The organism is Nodosilinea sp. LEGE 07088 (assembly GCF_015207395.1).
Classification (GTDB): Bacteria; Cyanobacteriota; Cyanobacteriia; order Phormidesmidales; family Phormidesmidaceae; genus Nodosilinea.
Genome location: NZ_JADEWX010000157.1, coordinates 1 through 14234, shown reverse-complemented (window position 1 = coordinate 14234; position 14234 = coordinate 1). Strand labels below are relative to the sequence as shown.

General features: G+C 54.8%; 12 protein-coding genes and 1 pseudogene. 6 read left to right on the top strand and 7 right to left on the bottom strand.

What is annotated here, in order from left to right; genetic code table 11:
- Positions 1 to 5: 5 nt before the first annotated feature.
- Positions 6 to 1127 carry a GTP-binding protein gene (locus IQ254_RS24490; protein ID WP_228041058.1) on the top strand — a complete coding sequence of 374 codons (1122 nt, stop codon included), beginning with the start codon at positions 6 to 8 and terminating at the stop codon, positions 1125 to 1127.
- 132 nt (positions 1128 to 1259) lie between these two features.
- On the opposite strand, the gene IQ254_RS24485 is transcribed toward IQ254_RS24490, so the two are convergent.
- On the bottom strand, positions 1260 to 1652 hold the full coding sequence (locus IQ254_RS24485) for an SCO5389 family protein (RefSeq protein ID WP_193968773.1): 393 nt from the start codon (positions 1650 to 1652) through the stop codon (positions 1260 to 1262).
- A 154-nt stretch (positions 1653 to 1806) separates the two neighbouring features.
- Positions 1807 to 2208 (bottom strand): Fur family transcriptional regulator, encoded by a 402-nt coding sequence (locus IQ254_RS24480; RefSeq protein ID WP_193968772.1) that lies wholly within the window; start codon positions 2206 to 2208, stop codon positions 1807 to 1809.
- Between the two features lie 117 nt (positions 2209 to 2325).
- On the opposite strand from IQ254_RS24480, the gene hemB reads away from it, so the two are divergent.
- Positions 2326 to 3297, top strand: coding sequence for a porphobilinogen synthase (gene hemB / locus IQ254_RS24475; protein ID WP_228041057.1), 972 nt, complete (start codon positions 2326 to 2328; stop codon positions 3295 to 3297).
- A gap of 144 nt (positions 3298 to 3441) precedes the next feature.
- Positions 3442 to 4365: an alpha/beta fold hydrolase gene (locus tag IQ254_RS24470; protein WP_193968770.1), complete on the top strand. Its 924-nt coding sequence runs from the start codon at positions 3442 to 3444 to the stop codon at positions 4363 to 4365.
- Positions 4366 to 4519: 154 nt separating this feature from the next.
- Here the strand turns inward: IQ254_RS24470 and IQ254_RS24465 are convergent, their stop codons facing one another.
- From IQ254_RS24465 to IQ254_RS24460, 3 genes and pseudogenes are all read right to left on the bottom strand, one after another.
- On the bottom strand, positions 4520 to 4726 hold the full coding sequence (locus tag IQ254_RS24465; RefSeq protein WP_193968769.1) for a hypothetical protein: 207 nt from the start codon (positions 4724 to 4726) through the stop codon (positions 4520 to 4522).
- 4 nt (positions 4727 to 4730) lie between these two features.
- Positions 4731 to 4817, bottom strand: a pseudogene (locus tag IQ254_RS33900) (GIY-YIG nuclease family protein); the annotation flags it as partial.
- Between the two features lie 26 nt (positions 4818 to 4843).
- Positions 4844 to 5854, bottom strand: coding sequence for a hypothetical protein (locus tag IQ254_RS24460; RefSeq protein WP_193968768.1), 1011 nt, complete (start codon positions 5852 to 5854; stop codon positions 4844 to 4846).
- 341 nt (positions 5855 to 6195) lie between these two features.
- Between IQ254_RS24460 and IQ254_RS24455 the strand changes: the two genes are divergently transcribed.
- Together IQ254_RS24455 and IQ254_RS24450 are read left to right on the top strand one after the other, a co-directional pair.
- Complete coding sequence (locus tag IQ254_RS24455; RefSeq protein ID WP_193968767.1) at positions 6196 to 7164, top strand: GTP-binding protein; 969 nt, start codon at positions 6196 to 6198, stop codon at positions 7162 to 7164.
- Positions 7152 to 8210 (top strand): hypothetical protein, encoded by a 1059-nt coding sequence (locus tag IQ254_RS24450; protein ID WP_313887558.1) that lies wholly within the window; start codon positions 7152 to 7154, stop codon positions 8208 to 8210. The genes IQ254_RS24455 and IQ254_RS24450 overlap by 13 nt, the downstream gene beginning before the upstream one ends.
- A 164-nt stretch (positions 8211 to 8374) precedes the next feature.
- On the opposite strand, the gene IQ254_RS24445 is transcribed toward IQ254_RS24450, so the two are convergent.
- Positions 8375 to 9475: a precorrin-8X methylmutase gene (locus IQ254_RS24445; protein ID WP_193968766.1), complete on the bottom strand. Its 1101-nt coding sequence runs from the start codon at positions 9473 to 9475 to the stop codon at positions 8375 to 8377.
- A gap of 69 nt (positions 9476 to 9544) precedes the next feature.
- Here IQ254_RS24445 and IQ254_RS24440 point away from each other — a divergent pair, with 69 nt between their 5' ends.
- Positions 9545 to 11524, top strand: a complete 1980-nt coding sequence (locus IQ254_RS24440; RefSeq protein ID WP_193968765.1) for a heavy metal translocating P-type ATPase — start codon at positions 9545 to 9547, stop codon at positions 11522 to 11524.
- Positions 11525 to 11799: 275 nt separating this feature from the next.
- Here IQ254_RS24440 and IQ254_RS24435 read toward each other — a convergent pair.
- The coding region (locus IQ254_RS24435; RefSeq protein WP_193968764.1) for an ATP-dependent RecD-like DNA helicase at positions 11800 to 14234 on the bottom strand (2435 nt) is incomplete at its 5' end.

Genomic DNA, 14234 nt, shown 5'->3' with positions numbered 1-14234 from the left:
TCCCCATGCCCTCCACCTTCACTCCTCCCATGCAAACAACCCCCAACACCCCCGACACCCGCCTACCCGTCACCATCATCACAGGCTTTCTCGGCAGCGGCAAAACTACGCTGCTCAATTACATCCTCCAAAATTTTGATGCCTTTCGCGTTGCGGTGCTGGTGAATGAGTTTGGCGACATCAACATCGACAGTCAGTTTCTAGTCACCGTTGAACAGGACATGGTGGAGCTGACCAATGGCTGCATCTGCTGCACCATTAACGACGACCTGATGCAGGCGGTATATCGCGTGCTGGAGAAGCGGGACCGAATTGACTACCTCGTCGTTGAAACCACTGGCGTTGCCGATCCCCTGCCCATTACCCTCACCTTCCTCGGTACCGAACTGCGCGAGCTGACCCGGCTTGATTCCATCCTGACGGTAGTTGATGCCGAAACTTTTGAACCGGATTTGTTTAACAGTCAGGCCGTCATGAGTCAAATCGCTTACGGCGATATTCTGCTGCTGAATAAAACTGATCTGGTCTCACCAGAGCGTGTAAAAGCTGTGGAAGCCGGAATTCGCACCTTCCGAGAAGATGTCAAAATCCTTCATGCTCAGCATGGCCGGGTACCCCTGCCGCTGATCATCGATGTGAAGGTGGGCGATCGCGGTCTGTATCAAGCCGTCGCTCAGGCCGATGCCGAAAAAGCGGCCCATGACCACGACCATCACTCCGAGCACGGGGCCCACGACCACGGGCATCACCATCACGAGGCCCACGATCACCATGGGCACCATCACGACCATGACCATCCCCACGAACACCATCATCATCACTCCGACCACCTGGATAACGATGGCTTTGTATCGATGTCTTTTCGCTCTGACCAGCCCTTCGCCCTAAGGAAGTTCCAGCAGTTCCTCGACTTTCACCTGCCACCGGAACTGTTCCGCATGAAGGGGATTCTGTGGTTTAGAGAAAGTCCCGACCGCCACTTTTTCCAGCTTACAGGCAGGCGGTTTCAGCTTGAAGACTCCGAATGGAAAGGACCACGTAGTACCCAACTTGTCTGCATTGGCCGCGACCTGAATCTCAAGGCGATGGAAAAAAAGCTGATAAACTGCATTGCCGATGGGGAGTAGGTCTCAGGTCTCAGGTTTTAGTGGCCAAGATACTGGGATTTGATGGTAGTTGATCAACCGGATGGAGAAGTCTGTTGGCATCTGCAGTGAATCATTTAGTGCCGATTTAGCCTCTAACTCCCCGGCGATGTTTTAGCAGTCTCTCATTTCACGTGTTTGATTGAGAATCTGGCTTTTGATGGAGACAAACTCGCGGTAAGCCTTGGAGTCGAGGCGATCGCGCCGAAATGCCGCCAGTTTGTGACAATTTTGAAACGCCAGCTTCACATCAAAGTGACTCTCGACGGCACTCCGAATCGCATCTCCGCCCATCATCCGCAGCAGTTGCCCCCGTGCCTGCTCACTGGGCGGGGCGACGGCATAGCTATCCCACTCCATCCCCTCTTGATGGATACTATGGGCCAGCTTTTCTGCAATGCCCCAGGCATAGGGCAGCGATTCTCGAATACTGTCAACAAAAGCATTAAGGTCAATTCGATCTGCTTCGGCCTGCTGAATTAGAGATGCACTTACGTTCAAAGACATAGGGTTGCCTTGAGTAATTGGGAACCTAAAAATTATTCGACCTTAATAATATAAACAAGAATGATTATCATTCCTGAAATTTAGAATCTATTTACGTTCGCTATAGCTACTTAGAGTGCGGCAAATCACCGTTGCTATCGCCTGGATCAATGCGTCAAACCGTTTCAGCATCCAGGGTTTCGCCGCAGGGTTCACAGAGGCCAAAAAACTCCAAAGTGTGATAAAACACGGTGAAATGCTGCTTCTCCTCCAATTTTCTCTGTAGCCCATGGGCCGGGCACTCCTCCACCGGCACCGATCGCCCACAGTTTAAACAGGTCAGGTAGTGGCAATCCTCCGACGCCAGCCGATACACCCATTCGCCATTGGTCAGCGATCGCGCCTGCACCAACCCCCGCAGTTGCAGCGCCTTAATCGCCCGATACACCGTCGCCAAGCCCAGCGATCGCCCCTGGTTTTGCAGCTGGGCAAAGATCTCCTGCGCCGTGATTTCCGTTGACGTGCTGTTCAGCAGTTCATACACCCACTGCTGACCTCGGGTAAGTTTGGCCTTCATTGCAGTAAATTAGAGAATGATAATCATTATTGTATCGCCTCCCTCGCCATGACTTCTACCGAAATTGCCCCCGCGCCTCACGTCGCTACCGAAGCTGCTGCCTCTACTCTACCGATAATGTCCTGTCGCCCCCGCCGACTGCGGCGCACAGCAGGGTTACGACGGATGGTGCGCGAGCATCATCTCACAACCAATGATCTGATCTATCCAGTGTTCGTCATGGCAGGGCAGGGGCAGAAAGAGGCCATTTCGTCCATGCCGGGGTGCTACCGCTACTCTCTAGACTTACTGCTGGAAGAGGTCACCGCCGCCTACGACCTAGGCATCCCTGGGATTGCCCTCTTCCCGCTTATTTCCCCTGATCTCAAAGACAACGCTGGGACCGAAAGCTACAACCTACAAGGGCTGGTGCCCCAGGCAGTGCGGGCGATTAAGCAGGCCATCCCCAACCTGCTGGTGTTTACCGATGTCGCCCTCGACCCCTACAGCAGCGCTGGCCACGACGGTATCGTGGAGAACGGCGAAATCCTCAATGACGAAACTGTGGCGGTGCTGGTGCAGCAGGCCCTCTGCCATGCCGAAGCCGGAGCCGACTTTGTGTCGCCTTCCGACATGATGGACGGTCGCATTGGGGCGATTCGCCGCGCCCTGGACGCCGAAGGCTGGATCAACGTGGGCATTCTGGCCTATTCCGCCAAGTACGCCTCCGCCTACTACGGCCCCTTCCGCGATGCCCTAGACTCGGCCCCCCAGTTTGGTGACAAAAAGACCTACCAGATGGACCCCGCCAATGCCCAGGAAGCCCTGAAGGAAGTGGCCCTTGACATCACCGAAGGAGCCGACATCGTCATGGTGAAACCAGCCCTGGCCTACATGGACATCATTCAGCGCATTAAGCAGCACACTACTCTGCCGGTGGCGGCCTACAACGTCAGCGGCGAATACGCCATGGTCAAAGCGGCTGCCCAACAAGGCTGGATTGATGAGCAAACCGTGGTGATGGAAACCCTTACTGGTCTCAAGCGGGCCGGAGCCGATGTGATCTTGACTTACTTTGCCAAGGATGTCGCCACCTGGCTACGGCGGTAACGGGCGGGTTTATCAGTGCCTCGCCAAACACACTGCTTTACAGAGAGACTAAGGAGAGTGTTTGTTTTAGAAAGTCTTGAGCAATGATCGGTATTTTCTACTCTTAGCGGCAACGAATGACGCGACCAGCAAGGAGGGATCAGTATGGCCAGAACAGTAGAGCGCGCTCGCACCGCGTCCCCTCGGCAATCTCAGCTCGGCGGCACGGTGCAAACCTATGGCTGGCAATGGCGGGGTCAATCCCTGACGGTGACCTACGAAACGGTAAGCGGAGGGGAGCCGGTGTTACTGCTACCGGCCTTCAGCACGGTCTCGAACCGGGCGGAACTGAAGGATTTAGCCGCAGGCTTAATGCCTCATTTTCAAGTCACGGCCCTCGACTGGCCCGGCTTTGGGGAATCCGACCGCCTGCCCCTGGATTATGGCCCAGCGCTATATACCCAGTTTTTGCAGGACTTTGTGGCGGCAATTTTTGAGATGCCAGTCACTGTGGTGGCAGCGGGTCATGCCGCTGGCTATGCACTGAACTTGGCCAATCAAACGGAAAATTGCCGCAAACTGGTGCTGGTTGCCCCCACCTGGCGCGGGCCACTGGCGGTCATGGGAGTGCCATCTGCGGTGCGATCGGGGGTCAAGGAACTGGTGAGAACGCCTTTGCTGGGGCAGGCCCTCTACGGTCTCAATACCCAACCCGCCTTTCTGAAGTGGATGTATCGTCGCCATGTTTTTGTGGATGAGCAGCGCCTGACGCCAGACTACATTCAGCAGCGCCACGAAAGCACCCAGCAGCCCGGAGCCCGCTATGCTCCTGCCGCTTTTGTCACGGGCGGGCTTGACCCGGTGCAAAGCCGCGAAGCATTTCTGCAATCCATCGGGGCGCTCTCTTGTCCGGTGATGGTCGTTGTAGCGGAACAGGCTCCCCCCGCCTCCAAAGCTGAAATGGAGGCAATGGTGGCGCTGCCTATGGTGCAATCTACCCGCTTACCCGGCACCTTAGGCCAAGCAGAGGAATATGGAGAGGCCGTAGCAGAGACCATCAGGCCGTTTTTAGGCTCCGTAGCTCTGTAGGAAGGAAGGGAACAGGCCTCACAGGGTGAAGGTCAGCGGTAGTAAAGAACTTGAAACGACGCAATAAGTATTGCGGTTTGTCTGCTGCAGTTGAATCGCTATAGTGTGCGTTGGCGGTAGCCTGTGCGGTAGCACAACCGCCATCTACGACAGTCTACTGGCCGCGGCCGGGCTTACAATCTGCAAAGCCTAACGCCTCTGAATCAAGAAAACTCGCGATCGCCATCTCAACCACCGCTTCAATGGGATACTCAATCTCAGCAGCACGCTCAGTTAGAGCCATCGGAATTCGCTCAGGCAATTGACCTAAAATAACTTCAGCATCGTTGCGAGAAAGCTGTTCTTGAAGTTTGGCTTGCATCACATCACCTTTCAGGGGGAATCTGGGCGTTGTAAGGGGGGTCAGTGGCTCTTAGAATGATGGCTTCTAGCTCCGATAGTAACGCGGGGTTCCCCATGATAGAAGCAAGGTAACGCCTCAAGTAGGGGCACAGCTTCGCTGCGGTCTTTGGCTTGACTTGGTAGAAGCTTTTATGAATTTCAGGTTGTAATACAGCTCTTGAACGGACATATCATTATCATTTAAGCTTAACCTTGGTGCTTCAGTCGAACTAGAAATAGGATTTCTACTTTGCTGCGTATCCCTGAACCTTTTTGCGTAATCATCTGCCCATTCTAAAGATCTTTGAAAAAGTGTTGAAGCTAAATATATTCGTTGACATGCTTTCATGTAAGCGTTCAAATGCTTTTTGTGTAAGTTCAAGTTGTTTTTGTTCCGCTGTAGCATGAGGCCTTTGCCCTCGGCATCTAGACCGATTGCATCTTTCACTGAGTTGCAGATTAGCTTCATAAGGTTTGTAGAGCTAAGTTGAGAGATATTAACAGGAATTAGTACAAGCTTGTTTTCAGCACACATTGAAAGCTTTACCTGGTCCTTTTCTTTTTCCTTCTCCTCTCGATAATGAGACTCACCTTGAAACTCAAATGCTAGCAAGAAATTTTCAAGTAACACATCTAGCTCCAAGTTGTTCCCTGTTTTTGGGTTAATAAGAAATCCTGGCTTATGCTCAATATTTTTAGAATTTTTTGAGCAAGTTAAGGTAATAAAAAGGTCTAGATATATGTTTAACAATGTCTCACCATAGTACTGACACTCTCCCGCATATTGTGTTGTTCTTTGCTGTTCAAGAAATGAGACGAGATATTCATTTATTATTTCTTTCTCTGCCTGAAATTCGTATCTAGGCAAGGACAAGCGAATAAAGTCCTCTTGAAGACCAAACAAATTTCTACTTATCGTCGAGATTAGCTTGACTGAGTTAGCTGAACCGCTCTCCTTTCTCAACTGGGTAGAAAACTTATTTCTAAGGTTCTTAAATCTACCTTCAAGATTTGCAGTTGCCTTTTGCTGCTCCGTTAGTGCAGCAAGGTAAGCTTTATGGTTCGACTTTATAATCGCCTTGTATTTTTTTCTTAATTTCAGTTCCAACTTCGAGCCTCTTGGAGCTTCTAACAACTTTATTAGAGAGAGTTTCCGTATATTGTCCTGAATAGGGTAGATGGGCTGAGAGTTTCTGCATGTATACCCTGATTTGCTCCGATCGCAGGCAACCCTCTGCATATTATCCCAACAGTCAAAGACCACCAGCGACCTGCCAGCTCTTTTCAACCTAAATCTCGTTTCATAGCATCCATACAGCGATTAGAGGCTGCAAACGAGTCCTTTGCAGTATCGAGAACTGTCTAAACAAACCTAGGACAAGTTAGTTCACCTTGGCTTGGATTTTGCATTAGACTGGTAATGATTATCATTCTTGTTGGTGATTCATCATGGTCAACACCGCGATCGACACCGTGCCAGTGACCGTCCTAACGGGTTACTTAGGCGCGGGCAAAACCACCCTGCTAAACCGCATCCTCACCTACGAGCATGGCAAAAAGGTGGCGGTGATCGTCAACGAGTTTGGGGAAGTGGGCATCGACAACCAGCTCGTGATTGATGCCGACGAAGAAATCTTTGAGATGAATAACGGCTGCATCTGCTGCACGGTGCGGGGCGACCTGATTCGCATCATCGGCAACCTGATGAAGCGGCGCGACAAGTTTGATCACATGGTGATTGAGACCACTGGCCTGGCCGACCCGGCCCCCGTCATTCAGACCTTCTTTGTAGACGAAGACATGCAGGGACAGCTCAACCTGGATGCGGTGGTGACTGTCGTCGATGCCAAGCACATCCACGACCACTGGGAGGCTGACGAAGCCCAGGAGCAGATTGCCTTTGCCGACGTGATTTTGCTCAACAAGACCGACTTGGTCAGTGAGACCGATCTGGAAGCTCTGGAATCCCGGATTCGCGTCATGAACGCGATGGCCAAGGTGTACCGCACCCGCGATGCGGCCGTGGAGATGGATACCATTCTCGGTGTCAATGCCTTTGACCTAAATCGGGCGCTGGAAGTTGATCCCGACTTTTTGGGGGAAGATGCCCATGAGCATGACGACACGGTCGGTTCTATTGCCCTGGTGGAAGCAGGAGAACTCGATGGCGAAAAACTCAACGCCTGGCTGAGCGAACTGCTGCAAACTCGAGGCCCCGATATCTTTCGGACGAAGGGCATCCTCAACATTGCCGGAGAAGATCAGCGGTTTGTGTTCCAAGGTGTTCACATGCTGTTTGATGGTCGGGCCGATCGCCCCTGGAAGCCGACTGAAACTCGCAAGAACGAGCTGGTCTTTATCGGTCGCAACCTGGACGAAGCCCAGCTGCGGGAGGACTTTCGCGCGTGCCTGGTCTAACCCAAACCTTCTTGAAGCAGCGATCGCGAGGCACCCTGAGCGATTATGTGACCGCGATCGCCTGGTCTCCCAGCGATTCCCTCGCGATCGCCTCCGCTGCCGGAGAAATCCTCCTGGTCAATCCCGAAACCCAGGCCGAGATTATCCTCCAGGAAGCCAACGGTCAATCCATTGACTGTCTGGCCTTTTCTGCCGACGGTCACTACCTCGCCGCCGGGGGACAGTCTGGCCAGCTCTTGATCTGGACTATCCACTCACCAACCGATCCACCCGTTGTCCTCCCTCACGCTCGCGCCTGGTTAGATCGCCTCACCTGGAACCCCAGGCGCAACGAACTTGCCTTTAGCCTCGGTCGCTATGCCCAAGTCTGGGATGCTGAAGCGAAAGAAGTCGTCACCACACTCCAGTTCGAGAACTCGTCGGTACTTGATTTGGTCTGGCATCCCCAGGGCAGTCATCTGATTGCTAGCGGACATCAGGGCGTCAAAATCTGGTCTAGTGATGACTGGGACGCCGATCCGATTGTGCGGGAAATTGCCGCCGCCAGTGTTGCGATCGCCCTCTCCCCTGACGGTCAATACCTGGCCTCCGGCAACTTGGATCACACACTGCTCGTGTGGCCCTTTGACAGCAACTTCCCTTGGCAGATGCGCGGCTTTCCTGGCAAAGTGCGCCAACTCGCCTGGTCTGACATTACTGTCGGGCAAGCCCCCCTCCTCGCTTCCGCCAGCGGCACCGACATTATTGTCTGGCGCAAACAAAGTGACGCCAGCGACGGCTGGGATGCCCAGGTGCTCAACTTACATGAGCAGCGGGTGAACGCGATCGCCTTTCAACCCGGCAGTACTCTCCTCGCCTCCGCCGCTGAAGACGGCTGGATCTGCCTCTGGGGCAAGGCCCGACAGATCAATCAGATCCTGAAAGGCGCTTCCCAGGGCTTCTCAACCCTTGCCTGGAGCTTCAACGGAGAATGGCTCGCTGTTGGTGGGCAGCAGGGTGAGTGGCTGATATGGAAACGGATCAGCCGAGGAAAGGGATTTGGATGAAGGCGGTTGACGGGGACAGTTGACAGGGTAAATCTGGGCACCAGCACTTTCACGTTTGAGAGCGGCGAAGAGGGCATCGATCAACGCCCTTTGGTAATCGACCACCTTTACCCATACAACAAGTACTCAACTCCGATCTGATCAAAACTGATTTCTTACTTCAGCTATTTTCCTTGCAAGTAACAGTGACAGTCAGGCTTTTCGATGAGGGAAGCTGCTAGGCGATTTAAGACTACAGCGGCAAGCAGTCCGCCGCCGAGCGTGCCCTCCACGGTGATGTACGGGACATCCAACTGCATGAGTTGGCGCTTAGCCGCTGGGGCATGGCTGAAACCAATAGGTAAGCCGATGATCAGAGCCGGTCGGTGCTCGTGCTGGGCGATCGCCGCACAGAGCTTCATCAAGACCGATGGCGCATAGCCGATCACCCAAATGTTCCCCTCAATCAGGGGCATCAGCCGGTCTTGCCAGTCGGGTTTCTGCCAAAAGGTGTGCTCAGCATCAGCGGCATCATGGATGTGGGGGTTATCGATCAGGGTCGTCCATCGACAACCCAGATGGGTGAGTCGAGTTTGATCAAGCGTGTTGGTGACGGCAGGGACATCACCGACCACCGTACAGCTTGCCTGCAAGGACTCACGGGCCGCTTTGATGGCGTCGCTGCTAAATTTTGCGAACGCCGCCAGGCTAACATCCCCGCAGGCCAGCACCAGATGGGACAAAACATCCACTTCAATTTCGGGTCGCTGGGACAGATCGGGCAGCAAGCACTGCAGCGCTTCGGAGAAATTTTCAGGATGGTCGGCGGTGGCGGCATCCAAATGGGCCCAGAGGGCCTCACTGATAGATTGAGCCGCTTGGGTTTCAGTTTCTAACAGTCGGAGCTGGGCGATCGCCGCCGCTTGGGTAGACTGACAGGCGCGATCGCGCCCCAGCAGCCCCTCCAGCGCCATGGCCGTTTGTCGCAATTTAATCAACTGCTGCAACACGGTTTGATACTGCTTTTGAAATTGGGGTAAGAGCGCATCGGCTCTATTGGATGCTGCCTGATCAGACAGCATTTGCCCGATATGAGACAGCTGAAACCCCTGCTGCTTCAGCGCGACAATGCGCCGCAAACACTGGACATCTGCTTCGCTGTAGAGTCGATAGTTGCTGTTAGAACGGGTTGGGGACGGCAGCAGGCCAATTTGATGATAGTGCCGCACCATGCGGGGGGTAATGCCCTGGCCAACAGCTTGGGTGAGTTGTTTGATGGTCAGCATAGCCTTGACCTTAACATCAATGTCAATGTTTATCCTCATTCATAGCTTGATGAAACGGTTTGAGACGGTATGGCAATTCCCCTTTCAGTTCCTCGCTCGCAGTCGTGGTGGCGCTGGCTGCAAACCTTTCCTGAGGCGATCGCGGCGGTGGGCTGCGGTTTGCTAACGCTGCTGGGCTGGTTAGCCCTGGGAGGAAACTGGGTCAGCATTGGCATTTGGGTATTGTTGGCGGCTTACGTGATTGGGGGCTTCGAGAGCGCCCGCGAGGGCTTGACGACGCTCTGGCAGAAGCACGAGCTAGATGTGGACCTGTTAATGGTTGTGGCGGCAGTGGGGGCTGCCACTCTCGGTCTGTGGCAGCAGCAGTACTACCTGCTGGTGGATGGTGCCGTGCTGATCTTGATTTTTGCCATCAGCGGAGCACTGGAAAGTGTTGCGATGCAGCGCACGGAACGAAATATTCGCAGCTTGATGCAGTTGACGCCAGATATCGCTAGAACGATCACTCAGAGCCAAGAGCATATGGTGCCCACAGCTCAGCTGCAGGTGGGCGATCGTATTTTGATCAAACCGGGAGAGCTGATTCCGACGGATGGCCTAATTTGGGAAGGCTACAGCGTGGTCAATCAAGCGCCGATTACGGGGGAGTCCATTCCGGTGGAAAAGGCGATCGGTGATGAGGTGTTTGCAGGCAGCATCAACGGCAGTGGCGCGTTGACCGTCGAACTTCATAGGCCCCCCCAGAGCAGTCTCATTCAGCGGGTCATTCGCCTGGTCGAACAAGCCCAAAGCACTGCTCCGCCCTCCCAGCAGTTTTTAGAGACCTTTGAGCGCGGCTACGCCAAACTCATTGTAGGGGCGGCTCTGCTACTGGCCATTCTGCCGCCTTTGCTGTGGCAATGGAGCTGGGAAACCACCCTCTACCGTATGCTGGTTTTTCTCGTAGTGGCGTCGCCCTGTGCGCTGATGGCGGCGATTATGCCGACGCTGCTATCGGGCATTGCTCGTGGGGCTCGTCAGGGCATCTTGTTCAAAGATGGGGCGCAGTTGGAGACCATCGGGCAGGTGCAGGCGATCGCCTTTGACAAAACCGGCACCCTGACCACTGGCATCCTTCAGGTTAGCGATCTGATTCCGGCCCCGGGTGTGGCGGCTGAGCAGGTGCTGCAAGTAGCGGCTTCTTTGGAAAGCTATTCCGAACATCCCGTTGCGCAAGCCGTGGTGCAGGCGGCACAACGCCAGAACTTAGCGCGGTTGCCGCTCCAGGCGGTGCAGGCTGAAGTCGGCCAGGGCATTGCAGGAACTCTAGATGGAGTGCCCGTGCGGCTCGGGAGACCCACGTTCGTTCTGGCGGACTCAGCTACAGCGATGACGACCACCCATCCGCCAAGAACCTTGCCGTGGGAGCCCCCCCTGCCATCGGCGCTGGTTCAGACCAGCCACCACCTAGAGCAAAATGGCAAAACCGTGGTTTGGGTGAGCCAGCAGCAGCAGGTTCTGGGCCTCATCGCCGTGGCCGATCGAGTGCGTCCGACAGCTGCCGGTTTACTCAAGAATCTCCGCCAACTCGGCATCACCACCATCATGCTGACGGGAGACAACGACGCCACGGCCCAAACCGTTGCCCAAACCGCCGGGGTTGATGCAGTCTACGCCAATCTCCTGCCGGAAGACAAAGTAAGCGTGATTCAGCAACTGCAGCAGAAATATAGCACCGTCGCTATGGTCGGCGATGGTATCAATGATGCCCCTGCCTTAGCCCAAGCTGCCGTCGGCATTGCCATGGGTGGAGCCGGGAGCGATGTGGCTTTAGAAACCGCTGACATTGTGCTAATAGCTGATCGCCTAGAGAAGCTAGAGCAGGCGATTCGCATTGGCAGGCGCTCTCGGCGCATCATTCGGCAAAATATCGCGATCGCTCTGACCTCCATCGTTCTGCTGATGATCGCCAATTTCCTTGGCGAACTAACGCTACCGGCGGGGGTGCTAGGCCATGAAGGCTCAACGCTACTAGTGACCTTAAACGGACTGAGGCTGCTGAGGGGATAAGCGATGGCGGGGGAGTTGTAGTTTTAACCTGATGCCCTCGGTGAACTGGCGTGGATGATTTGATCATTGAGAATGAGGGCAATCGCTGGGATATCTCATTTCGGCCAAGTCTAAGCCTGCTTTGCCAGTAGTAGCTGTGAAGCTAGCTGAAGCGGCCCGCGCTGCCGCCGACTATGTTAAAGAGCGTACAATTAATCAGCTCAATCAAAAAAATCACCTTGACCTGTTAGCGTCTTCCTAGCTAAGCGAACCAGCCAGGCAGTTCGATGAGTCCTCTAGTCACCTATTTCGAGGTCTAGCCCTTTTTGCTGACCTGCCTTTTCTAGTTTTCCAAATTGAGCAGCATTTGCTAGCTTCGTTATATGGGATGCAAATGCGATCGCGTCTTTCTTGCCCTGCTTTTCACAGATCAACCTCACTGTCTCACTCCCTGCTACCAGCATCAGTGTCACCTCCTTAGCCGAACACCCGTCCTGCAACGCCCGCTGCGCCACTCGAAGCTCCAAACTCGCTGAGGGTAAACCCGTCGAATACTGCTCCCACCTTGCCATAAGCCAATCTCTTGAATTCACCTTTGTTGGTTCTGGAGCATCTACCCTTTGCGGCTCTCGTCCAACTGTCCTTCCAACCGCTCTAGCGAGTCGATCAACTGCTGCTACAAGGTCAACTCGGTCTTGAGCTGCCCGTTCCAACTGCTCAACGCCGCAATTAACCGCCGCAACTGCTCCTGCAAGGTCGCCTGCACATCGGAGGAGGTCTCGTCTCTGACGATACGCTGCAATTGCGCGACCAAGCATCCCAAGCTCTGGTTCCAGTGCTGCGGCCACATCGCCAAATCCTCCCCCAAAGTCTGGACGTGGTCTTCGAGGTGCAGTACCCGCTGCGTATTCACGCATATCTCGGCCCGCAGCGGCTCTAAGCTGTTCTGCAACACACTGGCCAATACGCTCTCCCCCTGCTCTGGGGTTAAATCCGGGGATGGGTTCTGGTTTCTGTTCTTCCCGTTCCCGTTGTTCATACTGTCCATAGGTCATCACCTGTTGAGTTAAGGGCACGTAGTCACTCACGTTCTCCTTGGCCCGCGATACCTGGGCCAGTCGCACCAAATCGGATTGGCTAGTGGTGTACAACGTCACCGCTCGCTTGGCTCTGGAAATCGCCACATAAAAGGCTTCTCGATTTGTCGTTTCGCCCAACAGGGCCAGCACCTGCTCCGCCGTCTTGCCCTGGCTGCTGTAGGTCGTGCTTACCCAGGCGTAGTCAATGTACTGATTCCCGCTGAGGTTGATGGTGGAGGTTTGGCCCGCCCCATCTCGAACCACTGCTGTCCCATCGGCGTCCAGCCCCGTCACCACAAACCCCTGCCCATTGCGGATTCCGGCTTTGGAGTTGTTGCGTGTCCACCGGAGGCGATCGCCCACAGCCACCTTAACGGATTGAGTCGTATAAACGGTTTTGCGCGGGCACGCTGCCGGATCGACCGATAATACTGATCCACTCGGCGTCTCCAGCACTACCTGTTGAGCCTCGGCATTCACCGCGATCACGCGGTACTGCTCGCCTCTCAGCAACCCCTGCTTCCGGTAATCTTGAATCGGCACTAGTACATCGCCCGGTGCATAGGCCTTGAGGTAACTGGCCTGAGCTGTGGTCAGATCCTTGCGGCGTAAGCTATGCAACACAAAGCCATCCGCATCCAAAGCTCCTTCATCCTGTAACCCCGATCGCATCACCTGAGTCAGAGCCAACCGTTCCGCATTCGTTCCCGCCAGCACCAGCGCGGCCTCCCGTTCCTCTGTTGCCAGCGCCAAATAATCTGCTGCCACCTGCTGAATCCGCTCCTGGGTCTGCACCCCTTCCTTCATACACCCGGCCTGATCCAGCAGTTCAATTCCCTCAGAGACCTGTCCCTGAGCCACCAACTCCACAGCCGATCGCAGTACCCCGTTCTGCTGCCGCCGATGGGTCTCCAGGTAAGCCGTCGTCATCCCGCCCGCCTGCAAACTCTTAAAGGGATTGCCCGCTTCCACTGCCGAAAGCTGCCGAGTATCCCCGACCAACAACACTCTGGCCTGCTCCAGTACCGCCCGTCGCAATAAGGCATGGGCATCCTTCATGCTCAACAGCCCCGCCTCATCGACAATCCAGAGCGTCGGCTGGGGTGGTTCATCCAACGGCTGGGACACCAGCAACCCAGCTACCGTAGTGGTCTCAATCCTCAACGATTCTCCTAATACATGGGCGGCTTCTGCACTTGGGGCCAACCCTCGAATAGCATATCCCTGTTCCTGGGCTAGTTCTTTCAAAACACTCAGGGCATAGGTCTTGCCTGCTCCCGCCACCCCTTGCCACGCCATCACGGTATCCGGTGTAGTCGCTGCCATTTCCACCGCATTTTGCTGCTCTGGATTCAGCGAGTGGCTCGTTAGACCATCCAACTGGGTGCCTTTGGGGACAATCGCGCCCACCTGCCCCCGTCCCTGCTGCATCAAGCGAATGGTGTTGAGTTCCAGATTGAGTGCCGCCTGGGTGGTGAACTTGCCGTCGGCAACTTGGAGCAGTTCAGGGCTGTGGGCAATGGCTCCCTCAATTGCCTCAAACCCCTGCACCCCCAACTCGTGCTCGAAGACAAACCGCTCCAGCGTTGTCCGCCGAAACACCGACTCCCGCTCCCCACAGTGCTGAATCGCCGCGTCAATTACCGATGTGG